Origin of the sequence: Rhodopirellula baltica SH 1 (assembly GCF_000196115.1) — a bacterium.
Classification (GTDB): Bacteria; Planctomycetota; Planctomycetia; order Pirellulales; family Pirellulaceae; genus Rhodopirellula; species Rhodopirellula baltica.
In genome coordinates, this window is sequence record NC_005027.1 from 5,552,036 (window position 1) to 5,572,990 (window position 20,955).

Annotated in this window: 18 protein-coding genes; 8 read left to right on the top strand and 10 right to left on the bottom strand. The window is 55.0% G+C overall.

The genetic code is table 11. From position 1 onward, the window contains the following. Positions 1-35 precede the first annotated feature (35 nt). The 4 genes from rnhA to RB_RS21225 form a co-directional block, all read right to left on the bottom strand. Entirely contained in the window at positions 36-512 is a 477-nt protein-coding gene (gene rnhA / locus RB_RS21210) for a ribonuclease HI (RefSeq protein ID WP_007326294.1), read from the bottom strand. Between the two features lie 103 nt (positions 513-615). After that, positions 616-1,440: an SDR family NAD(P)-dependent oxidoreductase gene (locus RB_RS21215; RefSeq protein ID WP_011122697.1), complete on the bottom strand. Its 825-nt coding sequence runs from the start codon at positions 1,438-1,440 to the stop codon at positions 616-618. 1 nt (position 1,441) lies between these two features. After that, positions 1,442-2,521 carry a biotin synthase BioB gene (bioB, locus tag RB_RS21220; RefSeq protein ID WP_007326296.1) on the bottom strand — a complete coding sequence of 360 codons (1,080 nt, stop codon included), beginning with the start codon at positions 2,519-2,521 and terminating at the stop codon, positions 1,442-1,444. Positions 2,522-2,558: 37 nt separating this feature from the next. Then, complete coding sequence (locus RB_RS21225; RefSeq protein WP_231845851.1) at positions 2,559-3,182, bottom strand: hypothetical protein; 624 nt, start codon at positions 3,180-3,182, stop codon at positions 2,559-2,561. Between the two features lie 196 nt (positions 3,183-3,378). Between RB_RS21225 and pyk the strand changes: the two genes are divergently transcribed. From pyk to RB_RS21240, 3 genes are all read left to right on the top strand, one after another. Next, complete coding sequence (gene pyk / locus RB_RS21230; RefSeq protein WP_011122699.1) at positions 3,379-4,809, top strand: pyruvate kinase; 1,431 nt, start codon at positions 3,379-3,381, stop codon at positions 4,807-4,809. A 303-nt stretch (positions 4,810-5,112) separates the two neighbouring features. Continuing rightward, positions 5,113-5,538, top strand: a complete 426-nt coding sequence (locus tag RB_RS21235; protein WP_164922319.1) for an Hsp20/alpha crystallin family protein — start codon at positions 5,113-5,115, stop codon at positions 5,536-5,538. A 64-nt stretch (positions 5,539-5,602) separates the two neighbouring features. Further along, positions 5,603-6,025, top strand: coding sequence for an Hsp20/alpha crystallin family protein (locus tag RB_RS21240; protein ID WP_390175296.1), 423 nt, complete (start codon positions 5,603-5,605; stop codon positions 6,023-6,025). Positions 6,026-6,125: 100 nt separating this feature from the next. On the opposite strand, the gene RB_RS21245 is transcribed toward RB_RS21240, so the two are convergent. Next, complete coding sequence (locus RB_RS21245) at positions 6,126-7,037, bottom strand: dihydrodipicolinate synthase family protein (RefSeq protein ID WP_007337243.1); 912 nt, start codon at positions 7,035-7,037, stop codon at positions 6,126-6,128. Positions 7,038-7,625: 588 nt separating this feature from the next. Between RB_RS21245 and RB_RS21250 the strand changes: the two genes are divergently transcribed. Next, the gene (locus RB_RS21250; RefSeq protein WP_007337241.1) at positions 7,626-9,356 is read left to right on the top strand and encodes a hypothetical protein; all 1,731 of its coding nucleotides are present in this window, start codon (positions 7,626-7,628) and stop codon (positions 9,354-9,356) included. A 109-nt stretch (positions 9,357-9,465) separates the two neighbouring features. Here the strand turns inward: RB_RS21250 and RB_RS21255 are convergent, their stop codons facing one another. Then, on the bottom strand, positions 9,466-10,392 hold the full coding sequence (locus RB_RS21255; RefSeq protein WP_011122705.1) for an NADP-dependent methylenetetrahydromethanopterin/methylenetetrahydrofolate dehydrogenase: 927 nt from the start codon (positions 10,390-10,392) through the stop codon (positions 9,466-9,468). A gap of 63 nt (positions 10,393-10,455) precedes the next feature. Continuing rightward, positions 10,456-10,953: a formaldehyde-activating enzyme gene (gene fae, locus RB_RS21260; protein ID WP_007326305.1), complete on the bottom strand. Its 498-nt coding sequence runs from the start codon at positions 10,951-10,953 to the stop codon at positions 10,456-10,458. 80 nt (positions 10,954-11,033) lie between these two features. Here fae and RB_RS21265 point away from each other — a divergent pair, with 80 nt between their 5' ends. Beyond that, entirely contained in the window at positions 11,034-12,368 is a 1,335-nt protein-coding gene (locus RB_RS21265) for an ATP-grasp domain-containing protein (protein ID WP_164922320.1), read from the top strand. On the opposite strand, the gene RB_RS21270 is transcribed toward RB_RS21265, so the two are convergent. Continuing rightward, complete coding sequence (locus tag RB_RS21270) at positions 12,357-15,344, bottom strand: DUF5060 domain-containing protein (protein ID WP_164922984.1); 2,988 nt, start codon at positions 15,342-15,344, stop codon at positions 12,357-12,359. The two genes, RB_RS21265 and RB_RS21270, sit on opposite strands and share 12 nt — an antisense overlap. 277 nt (positions 15,345-15,621) lie before the next feature. Here RB_RS21270 and RB_RS21275 point away from each other — a divergent pair, with 277 nt between their 5' ends. The 3 genes from RB_RS21275 to RB_RS21285 all read left to right on the top strand — a co-directional run bounded on the left by RB_RS21275 (position 15,622) and on the right by RB_RS21285 (position 18,022). After that, on the top strand, positions 15,622-15,924 hold the full coding sequence (locus tag RB_RS21275) for a DUF2853 family protein (protein WP_231845853.1): 303 nt from the start codon (positions 15,622-15,624) through the stop codon (positions 15,922-15,924). Between the two features lie 40 nt (positions 15,925-15,964). Continuing rightward, on the top strand, positions 15,965-17,014 hold the full coding sequence (locus RB_RS21280) for a threonine aldolase family protein (RefSeq protein WP_007326310.1): 1,050 nt from the start codon (positions 15,965-15,967) through the stop codon (positions 17,012-17,014). A gap of 81 nt (positions 17,015-17,095) precedes the next feature. Further along, complete coding sequence (locus RB_RS21285) at positions 17,096-18,022, top strand: GGDEF domain-containing protein (RefSeq protein ID WP_011122709.1); 927 nt, start codon at positions 17,096-17,098, stop codon at positions 18,020-18,022. Between the two features lie 6 nt (positions 18,023-18,028). Here the strand turns inward: RB_RS21285 and RB_RS21290 are convergent, their stop codons facing one another. Together RB_RS21290 and RB_RS21295 are read right to left on the bottom strand one after the other, a co-directional pair. Next, positions 18,029-19,369 carry a sugar porter family MFS transporter gene (locus RB_RS21290; protein ID WP_007326312.1) on the bottom strand — a complete coding sequence of 447 codons (1,341 nt, stop codon included), beginning with the start codon at positions 19,367-19,369 and terminating at the stop codon, positions 18,029-18,031. Positions 19,370-19,487: 118 nt separating this feature from the next. Further along, positions 19,488-20,945 carry a proton-conducting transporter transmembrane domain-containing protein gene (locus RB_RS21295; protein WP_011122711.1) on the bottom strand — a complete coding sequence of 486 codons (1,458 nt, stop codon included), beginning with the start codon at positions 20,943-20,945 and terminating at the stop codon, positions 19,488-19,490. Positions 20,946-20,955 lie beyond the last annotated feature (10 nt).

The window sequence follows — 20,955 nt, forward strand, 5'->3', positions numbered from 1 at the left end:
CCCGCTCACTGCTTATCTTACGCGTCCGGCCAGTGTTACAGATATTGTTGGTACGCCGCGACCGCCAATTTATCGCACAGTTCGTTTTCGGTGTGTCCGGCGTGACCTTTGACGTGGTGGTAGGTCACCCGGTGAGCTTGCATTTGCTGATCGAGCTCCTGCCACAGTTCGACATTCTTGACGGGCACCAGTTTGGAACCGTCTTTGCGTTTCCAGCCGCGACTTTTCCAACCCGCCATCCAGCTCGACATCCCCTGCCCGACGTATTTGCTGTCGGAATACAGATCGACAGCGCAAGGTTCTTTGAGAGCTTCGAGTCCACGGATGACGGCCATCAATTCCATTTGGTTGTTGGTCGTGTGAGGTTGCCCGCCCGAACGCTGGATCTCTTTCAGCGTCCGCGGGCAACGCAACACAAATGCCCAACCGCCAGGTCCCGGGTTCCCGCTGCAAGCACCGTCGGTGTACAGCTCCACGGGTTTGAAAGCAGCCTCGGTTTTGGAATCGGTCATCGTGGTTCAGTCCGTTGGGTGGAGGTGCGTCCGTGTTGCGGGATTTGGATTGCCGGATTTGAGTCGCGGAATGAATGTCGCGACGGTCTCGCTTTGGCCGGGTTCATCCGGTGTTGCGACCGATCTGAAGCCCATCCGGCGCAAAGATGCTGCGGCCGCCGTCGACCGGCAAACAGACTCCGGTGACGAATGTGTTTTCGCAGAAGAAGCTGACCGCGTGAGCGACATCTTCGGGCGTTCCAACTCGCCGAACCAGGGTGCTGTCCGCCAATTCGTTGACTGTTTCCTGCGAGACGTCATCGGATAGCAGCACGGGTCCTGGCTGAACGCAGTTGACGCGAATACGAGCGTTGTGGGCACCCAGTTCGACGGCCAGCGACCGGGTCATGACCTCAATCGCGCCTTTGCTGGGAAAGTACGCGGCATGTTCGGCATACGGTCGAACGGTGGCCCAGTCACCGAGGTTGATGATGCATCCGCCACTCGATTGAGCGACCATGTGTCGGCCAGCGGCTCGAGCGCACAGCAACGACGCGACGGAGTTGATTTGGAAGTACCGACGGATCTCTTCACCGGTGATGTTTTCCAATCGCGTCGGGGTCCAGATCGCTGCGCTGTTGACCAGGATGTCGAGCCGGCCAAAGTGTTGATGTGTTTGATCAACGATCGCGTCGCAGGTCGCATCTTGTTCGAGTGGTCCTTGGACGACGATTGCTTCTCGGCCAAATCGTTGCTGCCACTGTGAGGCGGCTTGTTCAGCCTCATCGACACTGGTGTTGGCATGCAAAGCGACGTGGCAACCGCGTCGCGAAAGCTCTTCCGCGATGACACGGCCGACTCGCGGTGACCCACTGCCGGTGACGATGGCAACCGGGTCATCGGTTTCGAAGACGTTTTGCAATCGTGAACGAAGATCGGTGGTTCCCACCTCAGATGCTCATCTCTTCGCACGAACCGGTGACGTCGAAGCCAAGGTCGCGAATCATGTCGTAATCCGCTTGAGGGGCCTGCCCTTGTGTTGTCAGGTAGTCGCCAACGAACACGCTGTTGGCAACGTACAGCCCCATCGGTTGCAACTGACGCAGGTGCAGTTCACGACCGCCAGCGATCCGCAGTTCGCGATCGGGGTTCACGAATCGGAACATCGCCAAAGCTTTGAGCGCGTCTTGAGGCGTGAGGGCGGCGGTTCCTTCCAAAGGCGTGCCATCGATCGCGTTAAGAATGTTAACGGGAATCGATTGCACACCGAGCTCATTCAGATCGAACGCCATCGACACGATGTCGGATTTGGATTCGCCCATCCCGATGATGCCGCCACTGCACATTTCCATGCCCGCATCGCGAACGTGACGCAGCGTTTGAACGCGGTCTTCGTATGTGTGCGTTGTGCAGATCTTCTCGTAGTGCGATTCGCTGCTGTTGAGGTTGTGATTGACTCGGTCGACACCGCAAGCCTTCAGTCGAGCCGCTTGAGATTCATCCAGCAAACCCAAGCAGGCACAGATGTCCAAGTTGTACTTTTGCTTGATCTCGGGAACGATCTCCTCGACCGCTTTCATCTCACGTTCGTTGGGTCCACGGGCGGAGATCACCAAACAGTAGGTCTTTGCACCTCGTTCGGCAGCGACCTTGGCGGCGTCCATCAACGCATCGCGTTTGAGAATGTTGTACTTGGGAACGGGAGCGTCGGAGACCTTGGATTGGCTGCAGTAATGACAATCCTCAGGGCACAATCCACTCTTGGCGTTCATCAAAAAGTACAGCTGGACGGTGTTGCCAAAGTACTGATGACGGATTCGGTAGCCAGCCGAGATGATCGCGGGCACGTCCAAATCGGACGCTTCCAACATCGCCAGAGCTTGCTCTCGGGTGATCGGCGTGCCATCGAGGACTTGTTGAGCTAACGCGTCGTAGTATCCCGGAGGCGAAAACACACCGACGGACGATGACGTGTCGGCAGTGTCCGGGGCAGCAACAGAATCAGCAGCACTGGAATCAGCAACGCTCATGGAACCAGGGGGTCAGCGGGGAAGGAGATGAGGAAGATCAGGACGTGATTTCGACCCGCATCGTCGGCGTTTGGTCTGCCGTCGACAAGCCGGGGCGTTCCGAAGTGGGAGTTTCTTGGATCGCCAAATCCAAAATTTGGTCCAGCTGCTCTCGCAATTCGATCATTTGGTGGCGGCTCAAGCCTTGTCCGACCAAGCTCGCCGCGTGCAATCCAGCGATCACGACGAGCGAAAGTGGCACCAGCCAAAGGCCCGTCAGTGAAGCACCAAGGCTCCACTGCACGTAGCCGATGAGCAAACCGCCACACAGGACCATCGCCATCACGAGGTACAGAAACATGCAGAAGGTCCAGATCTCCGGCCGTGGCGAGAAACGCCCAAATAGCTGGCAATGCGATTGATGGTCTGAAGAATCCACGGAAGGGGTGACTTCGGTTTGAGCGTTGGAGCTCGCCGGCGCGTCACCGATCTGGACCGACAAATGAGGTGACCAGAATCGAGTCTCGGTTTTTGGCGGAGCAATCTCGACGCACTTGCCCGCCGCGACCGCCCGTGTGTTCGGTCCAAGCGACTTGATTGCCGACCGCACTCGACCCACGAGGACATCCGCTGAGACCGGAAAGTCCATAGAGAACGTGGGCTGCATTTCAAGAGGGGACATCGTGCGAAATCCAAAGTCGCGAATGTTCGGAAGCTGCCCGGCATTGTGACCGGCAAGGCGAACGGAGGCAAATGTGACCAACAAAGCCCTCACCGGTGGGATGCTAGCCGTTGGTCGGCCGACTGGTTGTTTGCGGAGCCTTTGCCCGCGACACTTCGCCGCCTCGTCACTTATTTCCGCTCATTGAGACGCAACCGTGCAGGACTACCGTCACACAAAAATCATTGCCACGATCGGCCCGGCAACCGAGTCCCCCGAAAAACTAGCGGCGTTGATCGAAGCGGGCGTCGATGTCATGCGACTCAATATGGCACACGGAACGCCTGAATGGGTCGGCGAAATCGTCGCACGGATCCGAAAGGTTTCCAAGGATATTAGTCGTCACGTTGCGGTGATGATGGACGTCAAAGGCCCAGAGATTCGAACCGGTGCGGTGGAGGATGCGATCGAATTGAAAGCCGGCGACGAGCTGGTCCTGTTCACCGAAGACTGCGCGGATCAATCGGCGGTCGAATCCGACGGAACTCCGCGGGTCAGTGTGAACTATCTGGGCCTGCCCGGTGCGATCGACTTGGACAGCACGATTTTGGTCGACAGCGGTTTGTTGCATTGGCATGTACTGAAGAAAGACGCCACCACCGTTCGCTGCCGCGTGATCACGCCCGGCGTTCTGGAATCTCGACGTCACATCAACTTGCCTGGCGTCCAAGTCAACTTGCCCGCGATCACGGACAAAGACCGCACCGATTTGGCGGCGGGCGTCAAAGCGGGCATCGACTTCGTTGCGCTTTCGTTTGTTCGCCAAGCGGAAGACGTCCGCACGCTGCGTGCATTCTTAGACGAACACGGCTCACCCGCACGAATCATTTCAAAGATCGAAGACCAAGCCGGTGTTCGCAACATGAAGGCGATCATCCGGCAATCCGATGCGATCATGGTCGCTCGTGGTGACCTCGGCGTTGAAATTGATTACCACCGATTGCCGCTTGTTCAAACCGATTTGATTCGTGCCTGCCAAGAAGATGGCAAGCCCGTCATCATCGCCACGCACCTGCTCGAGTCGATGATTCAATCGCCGGTTCCAACTCGTGCGGAAGTGTCGGACGTCTCCAACGCAATTCGCGAACAAGCCGATGCGGTGATGCTGTCTGGTGAAACGACCACGGGTAAATACCCGCTGGAGTCCGTTGGTGTGCTGCAAAACATTGTCGCCAGCATCGAGCCAACGGTCAGCCGCCAACTGAACTCAAAGATCGTGCTTCGAGAGCCCAAATCGATGATGCTGCGATCGGCGTGCACCTTGGCACAGGAGATGGGTGATTCAGGAATCGTTGTCTTCACCCGCAGCGGTTTTCTCGCTTACGTCCTGGGGGCCCTGAGGCCTCGGGGTGTGCCAATTTTCGCCTTCACCGATGTCGAGCATACGTTCCGTCACTTAATGTTGCCGTGGGGTGTGGAGCCGTTCTTCATGGAGTTCTCCGAAGATCACGATCAAACCATCACCAACGCATTGGAAGTTCTGAAGGAGAGCGGTTGGTGCAAACCGGGCGTTTGGTTGGGGGTCATCACCAACGCTTTGGCCGACGAAAAAATCATCGACACGCTTCAGTTGCGTCAGGTCCAGTAAACCGTCGCTTGGTCTTGAGTTTGAACCTCATGCCGCTTTCGCATAACGGGCCGTTTTACGGCTCATGATTCACCGCGATGGTCTTCGATCGCGTGGGCCAAAACCCTGTTCTACGAACGGCTCCGGTTCACGGTTTGGTTCGTTTTTGAGGCCCTGAATTTAAGGCCGCTTCGCCATCAATTGGCACACTCGTTGCATTTTTGAAGTTCTCGAACGACGTCGTCTGTCAGATTGACATTCGCTGTCGAATGAAACTGAATCAACAAACTTTGCTTGCACATTCGTGTAGACGGAGGATCAAAAATGTTAGCGACTCGTTGGGAACCCTGGAACGAATTGAGCCAACTTTCGCGTGAGATGGATCGTTTGTTCTCTCGCGGTGGTTCATCCCCCACATCCGTTGTGACCTTTCCCGCGCTGAATGTTTGGGAAGACGAGGGCACGGTTTACGTCGAGGCCGAGTTGCCCGGATTCAACTCCGAGCAGTTGGAGATTTATGTCGATGCGAATCAGCTCACTCTCAAAGGCGAGCGATCCGCTCCGGAAATGGAAGGCGGGACTTGGCATCGTCAGGAGCGTGGTTTCGGAAGCTTCCATCGAACGATGGAGTTGCCTGCTGACGTGGACGCCGACCAAGTCTCGGCGGAATTTCAGCACGGCATTCTGAAGATCACGTTGCCAAAGAGCGAAACCGCCAAACCACGTCGAATTGAAGTTCGGTCGAACTGACCGCTTGTTTTCTTCTTGGCCCACCCCTTTGTCTAATTGATTGGAGAATCTCATGAGCACTGCCATGACGACCCATTCCAATGGGTCAGATAATAAAACGACCACCGTGACCAGCCCCAATGCTCGTTCGAAGGAACAAACCCAGAATGGCAACCGCGGCAAAATGTTCACGCCGCGATTCGATATCTGGGAAGGCGAGCAAGCGTTGACGCTGTTAGGTGATTTGCCTGGCGTCGAGCCGGAAAATTTGGACATCCAATTTGAGAACCGATTGTTGACCGTTCGCGGAAGGGTCACACGTCATGTCGAAGCGGACCGCTACCTGCAGTCCGAGTACGAAGTCGGTGACTTTCAGCGAAGCTTTACGATCGGTGAAAAGATTGACGCGGCTGGTATCACAGCCGAGTTGAAGGACGGAGTGCTGACATTGCATTTGCCTAAATCCGAAGAAGCAAAGCCTCGTCGAATCGAGGTCCAGGTCCGCTGAGACTGGTGACCATCGATTTGGTGTGGGTGTCAATGAGAAAGACCGTGCGGGGTAACCGCACGGTCTTTTGTTTTGGAATGTTTCTACTTTGGGCCACGACTCAGTCGATCAGCTTCATCGTTCGCAAAGCTTCTTGAATCTTGGATTTGGTTTCGTCGCAGACGTTGCTGAGCATGGGCTGGATCGGCCCTGTTTCTGCAACGCCGGCGAGAGCGACCGCTTCGTGCAGAACCCGAATTGGGTGGATTCCATCGCGAAGGTTTTCGAGCGGTTGGAAGTATTGCCGAATCGATTCTGCCATCTCCATATCACCGCCTTGGATGGAACCAAGCATGTCCATGCTTTTGCGTGGTGCGACGCAAACACATCCACTGGTGAATCCTGTGATGCCGAAGTCTCGTAAGTGAACGATCGCGGGTTGCTCTCCGATGCCGCTGACAATCCGCTCCGCAGGAAAGACGTCCAAGACTTCGCGGAGGTAGTCATCTTCCGCGGGGTTGTCACGAACGACCGCGTACTTGATCCATGAGATCACACCGTCACTTTCCAGCGACTTCAAATCTTCGGGAGACAACCAACGGTCGTGTTTCAGATAAACGACGATTGGCTTGCCGTATTGTTCGGACAACTTACGGATACCGGTTGCGATGCCCGTCGAATCGACGATGTCTCGCGACGGCAACAGCATCGCGGTTCCAAAATCAAACTCTTGAAGGATATTGATTTGATCCGACGCGATTCCAAAGGATGGGCCAAACGATGGCACCACGGTTGTGTCCGGACCGGCCGAGTCGGAGATCATCCCGAGCAAGTCGTCAAAGTCAGCCAAGCTGGTGTGGTAGAGCACGGCGTTGCCCCCATACAGCAACGAACGGACGCCGCCGGCTTCTAAGAAGCGGATGATCTTTTCGTTTTCGTCGGCATCGATTTGGTAGTCCGCGTCACGAGCCAACGGTGGCACCGCAAAGACGGATTCTGACAACAGGTTGGGATTGAACGGTCCAGTTTTCATGGTGGGAACTCAGGGGGCGGGGAAGTGATCGGTGGGGGCCCGCTGACAGACGACGCAACGGAAGGCAATGAGGTCCGGCGGCGGGCAAAAGAAGAACAGTCAAATCTTGGCTCACAAAGTAACTTGTCCTTCACGCGGAAGCGACGGGAGCAGCAATCCGATCAGCGAACGGGACTCTTACGCTTCTGGATGCCTTCTTGCTGCTGTTTCGATGTTCGGATGCGATGTCGATCGAAAATGATGCCCTGAACGAACGGGAGGCTTGGGTGGATTGTGCGATGTTGCGAAAATGCAACACCTGTGTGTTTGGCGAGACGGTCTCGGCAAAATAGCGAAGCTGCCACCCCGGGGAGGTCGCAAAAGTGTCGTTTTTCACGGGTTTTTTCTGCAAATGGCTTAAGTCTTGCCTACTCTTATTTGTGCGGCTGTTTTGGCCCCAAGGATGCCTGCCGCGCCGATGGTTCGCCCTTTCCTTTGGGTGCGTCATTGCAACAATCCGGCTGTGACCCGTGGGTCTGTACACCTGTCGTCTCGAAGCATTGAGATCTCGGTGTCCCACCCAGGTTTTCCTTTTTGAGACATGCCACCATGACCGTTTCGACTCGTATCGGCCTTCGCCTCAAAGACCTCTGTTTGAATGAACGCATGAATCACACTGTTCTGTCATCGAAATTTGCCAAGCTCTCGGCACTGAGTTGCTTGCTGGCAGCCGGCACCGCATCGGCTCAGGATGCATGCTGCTTCACGCCGCAATATCGCTTGCAGTCCCAAACGATCATGCAGCCCGAGTTGGTCGAGCGAACACGATTGACCTACGAGACGCAGTACGTCGAAGAAGAGGTCAAAAGCTATCGGCCCGTCCTGAAAACTCGTGTCGAAGAACGTGAGATCACCGTCCCGGAAACGGTGACCGAAACCTCGTTCCGCGAAGAACGCTACACGATTTATAAACCGGTCACGGAGACTTCGTACCGGGAAGAAACCGTGACACAAACTCGCTACGTCAATGAGACGGCGGAGCGCGAAGAACGTGTCACGACGTACCGTCCCGTGACCGAAACGCAGATGTACCAGCAGCAATACCAAGTGCAGCGTCCGGTCACCGAAACGCAAATGGTTCAAAAGCAGTACATGGTTCAACGGCCTGTGACTGAGACCCAATTGCAGACGCAGCAAGTCACTTCCTATCGACCCGTCACCACTGTGCAACAACAAACGGTCGACGCCGGTGGTTATGTGCCGCAGACGACCGTTACCCCAAGCCAACTGCAATACGGTTTGGGTTGGAACCCGCGAGCCTACTATCAACCTGGGCCGCTCGGATTGCTGGCGTACCCTCGAGGTGCCGCGACCGCGGTCCCCGTGGTCACACCGCCGCAGGTCCAAACGCAAATGGTTTATCGTCCGAACTACGTCAATCAACAGATTGCTCAGACGCAGTACGTGCCGGAAGTTCAGCAAGTCCAACGTCCGATCCAAGTGACTCGGATGCAGTCGGAAATGGTGACTCAAAACGTTCCCGTTACCGTCCAACGGATGCAAACCGAAATGGTCACGCAGAACGTTCCCGTGCAAACGACCAAAATGGTTCCACAAACCACCGTGCGGAAAGTGCCCTACATCGTTCAGCGTCCCGTGACGGAAACGTCCACTCGTAAAGTGCCGGTGCAAAGCAAACGTTGGGTAGCCGAAGAAGTGGTTCGCAAAGTACCGGTTCAAACGAATCGCGTCGTCTACAAGACTCGTCGTGAACCGATCACGGTGAAGTACTACGAGCAAGAGGAAGTCGTGCAAGTGGTTCGCCGACCTGTGTCGGTTCCGCGATACCAAAAGTATCAAGTGCAGCAAATGGTTCCGCGAACCGTGGTTGAACGGGTTCCGTTGTCATACGTCGACCCTTTCAGTCCAGCAATCACGAGTGGATATTCATCGTTCCATCCAATCGTTGACTCGGTTCCTTACTCGTCGAGCTATCCCAGTTCGTCAATCATCACCGAGCCTGGTTCGGTGATTAGCTCGCGACCCGTTTTGGATTCGGAAGAAACGGAACTTGAAGCTCCGTATCAATCGGATGAATCCGAACCAAAGTCGACCATGGGCAAAGTTGAGTTTGGAGCTCCTGAGCCCGACTCCGAGAGCGATCTGCCTGACAGCTACGATTACTTGTTCGATCCAAAAGATTCGGATGAAGTCGAGCAACCAGAATTGGGTGACCGAGAAGCCAATTGGAAACGCCGTGGAACGTACGGCCAACCCGCTAGCATTCGTAACATCTCGCACCGTGTTCGTTGGAACCCGACCTACGCTCGCGAACTTTAAACGCTCATCTGCAAACGGTTCTCGCGAACCTGCCAATGCATCAAAAAGGCGAGTCTTTCGGGACTCGCCTTTTTTCGTCGCTACAGGTGTCGTGCTCGCGTCTCGACGCTCAACGATTCATTTGTTCGATCGTCAAGTCGTAGATTTCGTCGGCGTCTAAAACTAGAGAGTTCGAGGTGAAGAGTTTGGCGATTGCGGCTTTGTGAGTCCGCATTTTCAAACCGCCGACACCGATCGGACCATACGCCACGGGACCATCCTCGTCCCCTTCATGAAGCAGCTTGGCTTTGTCGAACGCTTCGACGCCTCCGAGTCCGGCGGGTGGCACCGCGTTGAGGTCGATGGCAACTCGTAGCTTGGACAAACTGTCGATCAACTCCTTCGAAGCCAACTCCACGCCGGCGGCTCCGCTGGCGATAATCACATCGGCTCGTTCCAGCAAAGCTCTGAAGTCATCTGGGGTTTCGGGAGCGGCAGCTTCGAGGTTGCCCGAGTTGACGTGCTCGCCGATTTCTTTGCAGGCGATCTCGGCACGGTTGAGCGATCGGCTTGTCAGCAACACGTCGGCGTTTTGCCGTGCCAGCATTTGTGCGACACGACGGCCAACCGGACCGGTGCCTCCCAGGACCACCGCCGTGCATCCGTTTAGAGACACGTGCTTGGAGGCGGAGGCAACCGCAGCGGCGGCGGTCGTGTTGCATCCCGATGCGTCCAACATCACCGACACACGGACGGGCCCAAAGAATGCCTTTTGGACACTGCGAAAGATCGCTTCGGCTTTCACGACGTCGTTTCCACCGATGAACAGAGCCGAATTCTTCAGGTCGTCGCCGCCCCGGGTGAACATCGCTCCGTGGACCAGCGACTCGACCGCTTCGCTCTGTACGTTGCCGTACTGAAGCAAGTGATCGACGCCCGCATCCACCGCGACCACCGAATCGAACGAACTGGGATGAGGATCCACGTCCAGTTGAAGAAGGATTTTCTTAGACATCGTCGCGACCGTTGCTGGTGAGGGAAACTTCTTTGAAGGCAAAAGAAAAGCTTCGGGTTCTCACCCGAAGCTTGTTCGTCGTTTGCTTTGGACAAAAGCTTTGGCTCAGAATCCCTTGAATGGGTGAGCGGCGGTGTCCTTCTTCGCCAACATGTCGTCTGCCGATGGCTTGCCTTGCATAGCCGACTTCAGAGCGTCCTTGGTGGCTTCGTAGTTGTACTTGTAGATCTTTTCGTCATCTTCGGCCGCTGGGTGAATGAACACGCCGCAGACGCAAACCAGATCTTCGCACTGGTCCTTTGGAATGATGCCTTCGCTGACGGCATCGGCAACAGCTTGTGCAACGGCGGCTTGAGCAGGTCCGAACATTTGGACGGCTTGCTTCATTCCTTTGATCGTGACCTTGGTCACCATCACGGTCGATGGCTTGACGGCAACGTTGGGCTCGAGAACGGCCAACAGGTTGGTGTGACCTTCGCTTTGGTTGGCCAGAGCGTTGGCGAACGCCATGCCAACAGGTCCGTCCTTGCTGCCGATCATGAGATCGATGTGAGAAATTTCGTTGCCGTCACCGACGAGGGATTCACCAATGTGGAATTGCATGACAAGATGCCTTTGGAGAGGGGAAACAAACGCCCAAAGAGTTACCGGTGGGAACACATGGTCCTTACCCCACACGCAGGATGAACACACCAATGGCGATGGGTGGGTCGGGCAGGCTCGAAACGGTAACAAACCCCCGCGACGGTGAAAACCGCCCCGCGATTCTGCTGGCGGGGGCGTCTGTCCGCTGGGCTGCGCAGTCACTGCGTCGTGGCATGCCAAATTCACGGGTCATCGGTCTGGATTGGTTTGGCGATTCTGACACCCGAATGGTTTGCGACCAATTTCATCCTTTTCAGACTGGCGAAGATTCCCAGGAAAATCTTTCGCAACAGATCCAATCAGTCGCGAATTTGCATGCCGCTCGCACAATTCATGTCGGCGGGCTCCAGGTTCCTGGCGGGGGAAAACCTTGGCAACGATGGAATCGTTTGCAAGCAATTGTTCGTGAAATCGCCGCCGGATCGGATTGCGGCGAATTCCCCGTCGCAACTCCGATCACCTATCAATGCTCCGCTGGTCGATGCAGCTTGACCGGTGCGAATGATGGTGTCGTTGTCGTCGGCGATCTGATTGCCCAGACGTCGGGGCGACCCATTCACTGGCTTTGGAAGGAGACGAACTCCACCGGCGGAATGGGAGTTCGTTCGGTGGCGCCATCCAATATGTCAAATTCGAAGACAAGCGATGGATGGATGCAACAACGCGTGGCCGGGCGTTCGTACGGGTTGGTGGCAATTGCCAGTGCCGACCAAACACGCATATTGGGGATCACCGTTGGGCTGCACCAAAGGTTCGATGATCGGCCGTTTGTTTATTCCGGCTCTCGCGGTCCGGTGTCACGAATTGGAGACGCCGGTGTCAGTGACGTACCCTGGCGTCATTTGCAAACACTGAGTGAACAAGTCGCAAAATCGTTTTCGCTTCGTGGGTTGTTCAACCTCGATTTCATTCGCGACGCATCCGGGCGATGGTGGTTGCTGGAACTGAACGCACGTCCGAGTGCGTCGTGCGAAGTGATCGAGCGCTGGGCAACGGATGCTGGTTGGTTGGCCCCGGATGATTCGTTGATGCGAATGCACATGGAGGCGATCGATGGTGGTGACTCAACGAGCCGATTTGATGGGGATTCACAAACAGCGGTTTGGTCTTCGCCAATTGTTCGCACTCAGTGGAACAAGCGAATCGTGTTCGCCAATCGAGAAGGTGTCGTCGACGTTGGTAGGATTCGAAGGCGATTGTGTGCCGAATCAATCATCATCGAACTCGCTGACCTTCCTACTGAACGTACCCGAGTTGCAATCGGTGAGCCGATCATGACGTTGTTGCTTCGAGTTGATGACCGCGCAAAAAAAATGGCCTCGGCGCAACTGCGCCGGGCCATTCGGATTGTTCAGGGTGAACTACTTCCGTAGCAACACCGCCCAGTCCTGATCCGCATCCGCGGGAGGCTGTCCGATCTCAACGGAACCACCACCGGAAACCGTTTTGACGGATCCCGATTGAAGATCGCCGCCGATGCGAGCGTTGTACCAATGAACTTGGAACTCACCGTCGGCATCACTCAAATCGATCGAAGTGGTGCCACCATTGGGCAAGTAGACCACGTACGCTTCGCCAGCTTTCGCCAAGCAGTACTTCGAGTTGTCGTGCTTTTCATTGCCCACCAACTCGTCTGCGTTGACCATCTCCCAAAACGGAACTGCGTTGTTTTGGAAGAACTCGATGGCGACTCGGCAAGCGTCCCAGCTTTGATCGCGACTGCGCCAATCTTCGCAGCCGAGATCATTCTCGTCGTATTGGTAGCCGAAGTAGTATTCGACTCCGCCGCCGCCACCCATGAAGTTACCCCACAGCGTTTGCTTGCGGACTTCATGTTGGGTGTAGGTCATCTTGCCAGTCTTGTCGCGACCGTCGTAGCCACGGTAACCAAGGTCGGGGCACTGACCGTGAGCGGCCGATCCAGACTCGTCAAAGGCAACCACCCAAGGTTTTCCAGCCTCACGGGCTTTCTCGCTCCACTTCACGGTTTGCCAGTGAGTGTCTTTGATGTGGCTGTTTTGCAGCGACACACCTGTCAGATTCGACTTGTCACCAAGCAACGGATCGTACTTCTTGTCTTGCTCACCCGGGTAAGTGTGCAAGACACGATGATGACCGTACGGATCCATCTCTTCGATGTAGTTCAACATCGCGAGGTGTTCGTCGGTGGTTTGCGTCGTTTCTTCGGCGAGGTTCCAGTTCAATGCCAAGTTGTGACCGAAGCGAGCGATGATCTCTCGCAAATACAGCTTTCGCTGTGACCCGAGTTTGCCACCATCGAGCGATTCAGGTTTGAAGCCTTTGGCCTTTTGCCCTTGCCGATGGTCATCGTTCTCGGTTTCCTGCAACTTGAAGTGCAGGTACATGCCGTTTTCAGTTCCATGGTCAAAGACGATGCCCCACTGATCCAGCTTGCTGCAATCATAGTGAAGTTTGTCATCACGCTGAATGAAAGGCCAAACGTTGTCGCCGTCGCCACCCGCGTTGTAGGTCAGGAATGAAAATGCATTGCAGCCCTTTGATGAAAGGTAGTTGACCGCACCGATCAAACCCTTGCCTTGTCCGTCTTTCCAGGTCGGATCACCACGACGCCAATCGCCAAGGTGCGGTTCATATTTCTTCAAAGGAACCTTGCCGGGTTTGCCAGCGACGGTTCCATCGAATTCAGCATAACCAAGCAGCGTTTCTGGAGCGTCCGCACCAGCTTTGAGGAAATACTGGCCGGTGCCCGCGAATTGGAGGTGCGATTGGTTGACGTATCGAAGTCGACCATGTGCACGGAAGTCACGTCCGGATTTGTTCGTCTTTGCGACATTGAACGTTCCGGTCTTTCCGTTGAATGCAGCCACCGTTTTGGCCGATGCATCGCGATCGATCGCAGCATCTTTTCCAGTCGCGAAATGAACGGTGTAAGTCCACTCGCCCGTTTCGTCAGGAGCAAAGTGAGCTCGCCACTGGGTGCCCGATTCAGCCGATGTATTGGCAGCATTTCCATCGGCGGCAAAGTATCCCGGTACCAAATATTGCTTGCCGCTTTCATGTTTGAATTCGACTTCCATCCGATGATCCAAGTATGGGTTCGGAGTGTTGTCTTGCTCGTGAGCGTAGGGACCGTTGAGAGTGACGGTGACCTTGTGCCACATGCGTTTTTCACCGGTGACCTGAACGCTACCGTCGCCGTCTTTTTCGCGAGGCATTTGTAGAGGTTGATCACTGACCGGTTTGGTGGGGCTGCCGGTGCGGTCGTTGGACTCAGCAGAAGTCTTCGCGGCAACGAGGTGATTCTCTTTCGCGAAATTGGCTGCCGCCTTCGCGGTCGCTTCGTTGGCTGGAGTAAATGTCAATTCGCTCCAACGGGCCCGGCTGTATTCTGCTCCATCCGCTGATGCGATCTTCGAAGCGACTTCCAGTTCAGCTCCTTCGGTGATCTGAACGTTCGCAAATGTTTGGTGGAATTGTTTGCCTTCGGCAAAGGTTTGGTCCGCCATCGGACAAGTGAAGGAACCAATCGACTCTTTGTCAGCCGATACCGAGTAGGTGGATTGACCGTCGTTCTCACCCACCGCCTTCAAAGTGACGTCGTAACGTCCACTGGGAAAAGGAAAGACCTTCTTCGCAGCAGCGGATTGATTGCGATCAGGATTGATTGCCAACCATTTGCCTTGGTCCAAGTAGTAACCACCGGATTTGAATTCAAACTCCTTCGCCGGAAGCGAAAGGACTTGCGTGGTCGCATTTTCCTTCGGCTTGTTCGACTTACCGGCCGGAGGTCGTTGGAAACTGCTGTCGGTCGTCATCAACCATTGGTCGAACTCAAACCCATCTTCTCGCATGGAGAAGTGAATTTTGTGTTCGCCGGGCTCATGAATGTCGAGGAAGATCTTGCCGGGCTCACCGCAGTGTTGAGCCTCAGTTCGTTGCTTGCTGTCCCAGTACCAAGAGTGTTTTCCCTGACACCATTGCAGGCGTTGCCCTGATTCAGGCCAGGTGCCATCGATGCCGACGTGCAATCCGTTGTCTTCGCTGCCGGTCGAATAGGCTCGTACCCAAACGTAGTAACGACCAGGAGTCTGGACATTCACCCGATAGGTCAGCACTGCCATTTTGCCGGGTTGCGGCGAAAAGTTGGTTCCGTGAATCAGTTTGTCCGCGTGTGTTCGCCGTGTGTCCGGCAAGATCTCCAGGTACGCCCCGCCACTGGCATCGGACGCGTGAGAAGGATCTCCATCGGGTTGGACTGAAGGAGCCGATTCAGCGGTTGTCAAATAGAAGGCGCGTTTGTCGGTGTTGGTTTGTGAAGCAAAGTCTTCCGCTTCGACTTTCAAAAACCCGTTTGCTTCCGTGAACACAGCGTCTGGTTTTTGGGCCGCGACACTGACGCACCAGGTGGCTGTGACAGCCAAAGCAAAGACTGTTTGCAGCGTAAGGAATTTACGTAATCTACACACTTGCATGGTGTTAGGACTCCTTGAGGGGGTGATAGGAGCGACCAATCTAGTTCAGTGGTTGCGGAATTAACAGCGATCGCTTGCAAGGTTGTTTTGACGATCGCAGTCCACTACAAACGGGAGGTCGCTTCCGCTCCTTTTAACCATGAAGTAGAGACAGATGGACATCGAAAAATACATGGCCAACGTCAAAAAGTACGTGCCCAATCCCAGCGAAGACGCGGTGGAATCTTTGGCCAACCATCTGCGGTTGGCTTTAGCGAACCGTGACTCAGCAATCGTCGCGGCCTCTGACCCTGAAGAACTGGCCAGCATCAAACGTGGTTACTGTTCGGTGAACCTCGATTTGACATCCGAAGAGGCCGACGCAGCCATCGCGAAGGTGTGCAAGATCATGCAAGGCGACAAGTCAAAATGTCGCGTCACGTTCTACTATTTGTTGGCACAAGAAAGCGATACGATGAGCCGCGTGGCGGGATGATGATTTTCTAATGCGCTAAACTTTCGCGAGGTATCGGTTCATGTTTTTTGCGAGTGACAATTGGGCCGGTGCCGCCGATCCAATTGCGGAATCCTTGAGCCGCCACGCGAAGGGGATGTCGCCCGCCTACGGGACGAGCGACTTGGATCAACGACTCGAACAACGTTTCAACGATTTGTTCGAGACCGAGCTGGAAGTCTTTTTTGTCGGTACCGGTACCGCCGCGAATTCGTTGGCTCTGTCCGCCGTTAACCGACCGGGTGGCTTTGTGCTTTGCCACCGTGATGCTCATCTGATCGAAGATGAATGTGGGGCCCCCGAATTCTTCACCTCGGGGGCTCGTCTGGCACCCGTCTCGGGAGACCTGGGAAGGATTTGCCCGCGAGCCTTGCAAAAGCAACTGCGGCGGTTCGATCCCAATTTTGTTCACCATGGACAACCGATGGCGGTCAGCATCACGCAAGCGACCGAAGTGGGAACGGTATACAACGTTGATCAGCTGAAAGAGATCAGTGGCATCGTCCATGACCATAAGTTGCCGCTTCACATGGACGGTGCGCGTTTCGCGAACGCGCTCGTCCATTTGGATCTGACACCCGCAGAGATGACATGGAAAGCGGGTGTCGATGTGTTGTCGTTTGGCGGTACGAAGAACGGTTGCTGGTGTGCAGAAGCCATCATCTTCTTTCGTCCTGAGTTGGCCAAGCAAATGCCATTCATTCGGAAACGAGCGGCGCAGCTGTTTTCAAAGACTCGTTTTATCGCCGCTCAGTTCCACGCTTACCTGGATGACGATCTTTGGCTCGGCTTGGCTCGGCATGCAAATAGGATGGCATCGCGTTTGGCCGATGGAATTGAGAAGTCTTCCGCTGCGGAACTCGCTTGGCAAAACGAAACAAACGAAGTGTTCGTGGTGATGGAAAAATCGCGAGCAGAAAGCTTGCAAGCAGCGGGGGCCCGTTTCTATCCCTGGCCGACTCCGAATGACTCCACGACGGACCCACCTGAGGGGCATGCGATGTACCGATTTGTGACCTCGTTCTGCACGGATCCCGCCGAAATTGATCAATTCCTGGGTTTACTGGGTTAGGCGACTACGGAGTCCCGAATGTGTCCTACGTTTGAACGTCATCTCAAACTCGGCACTCATTTCACGGACTGATCCCAACCTATGCCCATCGAATCTCTTCGCTTGTTGTTGGTCGAAGACAATGACTTGGATGCGATGTTCATCACACGGGTGTTCCAACGCTCCACGATGTTCGATGCCGAGATCGTTCGAGCGTGTTCGCTCAGTGAAGCTCTTGAAAAGACCGAACAATCGGACTTCGACGTTGTCCTGCTGGATTTAGGGTTGCCTGACAGCAGCGGACTGCAATCAATCCGCGCGATTCGGGAACGAGTCACATCGATTCCTATCGTTGTCCAAACCGGCGACGATCGAGTCGAAACCGGGTTCGCCGCAATCGAAGCGGGCGCTCAAGACTTCTTATCCAAGAACGACTTGAAGGATCACTTGCTGACGCGATTGACGATCCATGCCATTCTGCGTCAGCGTCAAATGCTGGAACTTCAAGAGGCTTCTCACATCGACTCGATGACGGGAATCGCCAATCGACGCCGCTGTGATATTGAATTCCAAACCCGGTTGGAGTTGTTTTCACAAAGCGGTGTTCCGTTTTGCGTTGCCATCGTTGACATTGACTGTTTTAAATCGATCAATGATTCCGGCGGTCACGATTTGGGTGACCACGTCATCTGCAAAGTCGGTCAAGAACTTCGTGAAATCAGCCGGCCCGGTGACCTGGTGGCTCGGATCGGTGGCGAGGAGTTCGCAATCATCTTTACAAACACGTCGATTGATGAACTCGGAACGCTTCAGCAGCAACATCGAAAGGCGATTGAGCGATTGGACTTTCACCCCGAAAACATCAGGGTGACTGTCAGTGTTGGTGGCACATGTGTGCTGGCTTCTGATGACAGCCGTTCTGCTTTTCGCCGAGCGGACCTGGCCTTGTACGCCGCAAAGAAAAACGGACGCAATCAATGCAAGATCGAGACCGCCATTCGGCCCGCGTGCAGCGGCCAAATTGCCTGAGTTCGCTTAAACGCGGATTCCGAGTTTTGCTTCCATTTGCTCCAGCGAGATGCCCTTGGTTTCAGGCAACATCGTGATGACCCAAAGTCCTTGCAGGACCATCATGAAGCAGAAAAAGCCGAAGATGGCAGCGGGATGAAACGTCTCCACCACGGCCGGAAAAACAAGCGTCAGCAATGCCGCAAAGATCCAGTGCGTGAAGCTTCCCAGCGATTGACCCGCGGCACGATGCTCGTTGGGAAAGACTTCTGAGATCAGCACCCAAATGACCGCACCCTGCCCCATCGCGTGCGATGCGATGAAGGCGAAAATGCATGCGGGAACAATGCTAAATGTTTCGGATTGAAAGGCGTAGGCGCACGTCCCCAGCGACAGGATGTAGCCCGCCGAACCAATCAGTAGCAACGTGCGACGACCCAGTCGGTCGATCAAATACAAGCCCACAAAGGTGAAGATCAGGTTGGTGATACCAATGCCGATCGATTGCAAAAGAGCGGCTTGTTCGCCCATACCGGCCAATTCAAAAATTCGCGGTGAGAAGTATAGAACGGCATTGATTCCAGAAAGCTGATTGAAAAACGCGACGAGGAATGCAATGGATATGGGAGTGAATAGTCGACGGCTCCAAAACGGTTCCGCGGGAGTCAGGTCCGACTCGGCACGGAGAGAGGCGACAATTTCATCGACCGTCCTTTGCACCTCTTCATCGGACGCATCTGGCCGTAGTTGTTTCAGAACCGACATGCCGGCCGCTTGGTCTTTCTTGACCGCGATCAACCATCGAGGGCTGGATGGCAACGAAATGCACATGACGGTGAAGATCAAAGCGGGGATCGCTTCCACCGCCAACATCCATCGCCAAGCATTCTCGTTACCCCAGGTGCCAATCAGATAATTGGACGCGAACGCGACCATGATTCCAAAGACGATGTTGAATTGAAACAATCCAGTCAAAGTCCCGCGATGTTTCGGTGGCGAGATTTCAGAGATGTATAGCGGAGCCGCGACGGTAGAAATTCCAACGCCTAAGCCGCCGATGAAGCGAGCGATCATGAACGAGAAAACGTCGGTCGCGAAACCTGACCAGATCGCCGAAACCAAGTACAGAATTCCGATCCAGAGCAACGTCTTTTTGCGTCCAAATTTGTCAGTTGGCCAACCGCCGACCAAGGATCCGATGACGGTCCCCCACAACGCGGCGCTCAGAGCAAGACCGTGTTGGAAATCACCCAGCGCCCACAGACCCTGGATGGCTTTTTCAGCTCCGGAAATAACGACTGTGTCAAAGCCGAACAAAAACCCCGCCAAGGACGACGTCAAACTCCACAGGAAAACACGCTGATTCAATTTTGATTGCCCGATGTTGGAACGTTGCTCGTCGGAGGCACGCTGCTCAACCGCCGTGCCAATGATTTCGCGCCGACCGAGCGTTTGCGTGCCCGCCGTTCCAAAGTCTAGCAAGACTTCATTCGGGTATGTTCACCGCTGTGGATGAGTGTTCATGGGATGCGGCGTTGGCTGGTTCGCCATCAGGCGGAGTGTCGTGGCGCAAACGCGTCAGTTCCTTCGCGGCGTGATAACGCGAAGCGATTCCCGGTTGTGGGTACAAACCGCCACCAAGCAGCAACAACGTCAGCAGCAGAATCGCGAAACGTTCAGCAGGGCGAGCCCGCATCGAAACCAAAGTTCGATTTTCGCGACCGGTGAATACTCGGAAATAGGCGAGCAACACCGCGATGCCGCATAACGCCGTTGCGATCACCACCATCGTCCCAACCAACGGGTAAACCTCGACCGCGCCTTCGATCAGTAGTTCCATTCCAACGAACCCGATCGTTGCAGGGAATCCAATTGATGCGAGTCCGGTCAGCAGAAAGAATCCTGCCAGCATCGGCATTTGTGCGTAGAGACCGTGGAACTCGTCCAACGAAAAACGAGAAATTCTTGCTTCGATGCATCGCAACGTGATCCCAAATCCGGTCAGCGACATGGCCACCGACAACCACAAGCTCAACGCACCGGTCAGTCCGGTAGGCGTGACCAGTTCCAGTCCAACCAAAATCAACGAAGACTGAGACAGAAGCAAGAAGCAGAACATTCGGCGAGCGTCCGATTGCACCAACGCCATCGCACCGGCATACACCGCCGTGAACAAGGATAAAACCGCGATGCTTTGCAACGCCCACGAAGGAGCAATCGGCAAAACCAATCGCATCACCGCGTAAGCACCCACCAAGGGAGTTGTGTGCAAAATCGCGGTGCCAAAGGTGGCCTTTTCGAACAGATCCGTCATCCACAAGTGCAACGGGAAAATGCCACTTCGAAGCAGACCCGCCGCGGTCAGCAACGCACCTGGAATCAGAATGGCGGTGGTGCCGGAGTCGACCAGCGTCAACCACCCATAACCAACGACCAGCAACCCAGCGAACAGGCCCATGTGCAAACAATAAATCCGTGTGCACCGCTGGCGACGTCGCAGTTCCAAGAAAGGCGGAATGGTGGAAGCGATCAACAACGCGACTAATGCCCATGATGCGCGACAACTGAACGTTGCCAACACCAACGACTCTGAAATCAATGCCAACTCAAGCGAGAAACGTGGTGCCTTTGTGCGAAGCGTTGATAGCACGATGACCATGAAAATCAACGCTGCCAACGGAAGCTGAAATGCACTCAGTTCGTCAATCACGAAAACATCCGGCGGAAAGATCCAGCTCAGAAATTGCCAGTGGTCGTGAGCTTCGAATGCGCCGACCATGGTGAAGTCGACCAGTTCGCCAATCGTCAACAACAATGTCACGATGCAGATGACAACGGTGTCCCGCAACGCGCGTTCGCTGTTGCTGCGGAGTTGCAACCAGACGGCACCGAGCAGTGGAACGAGAATCGAACATTCGATCCAGGGAAAATGCAGTTCAGACAACGATGGGGAT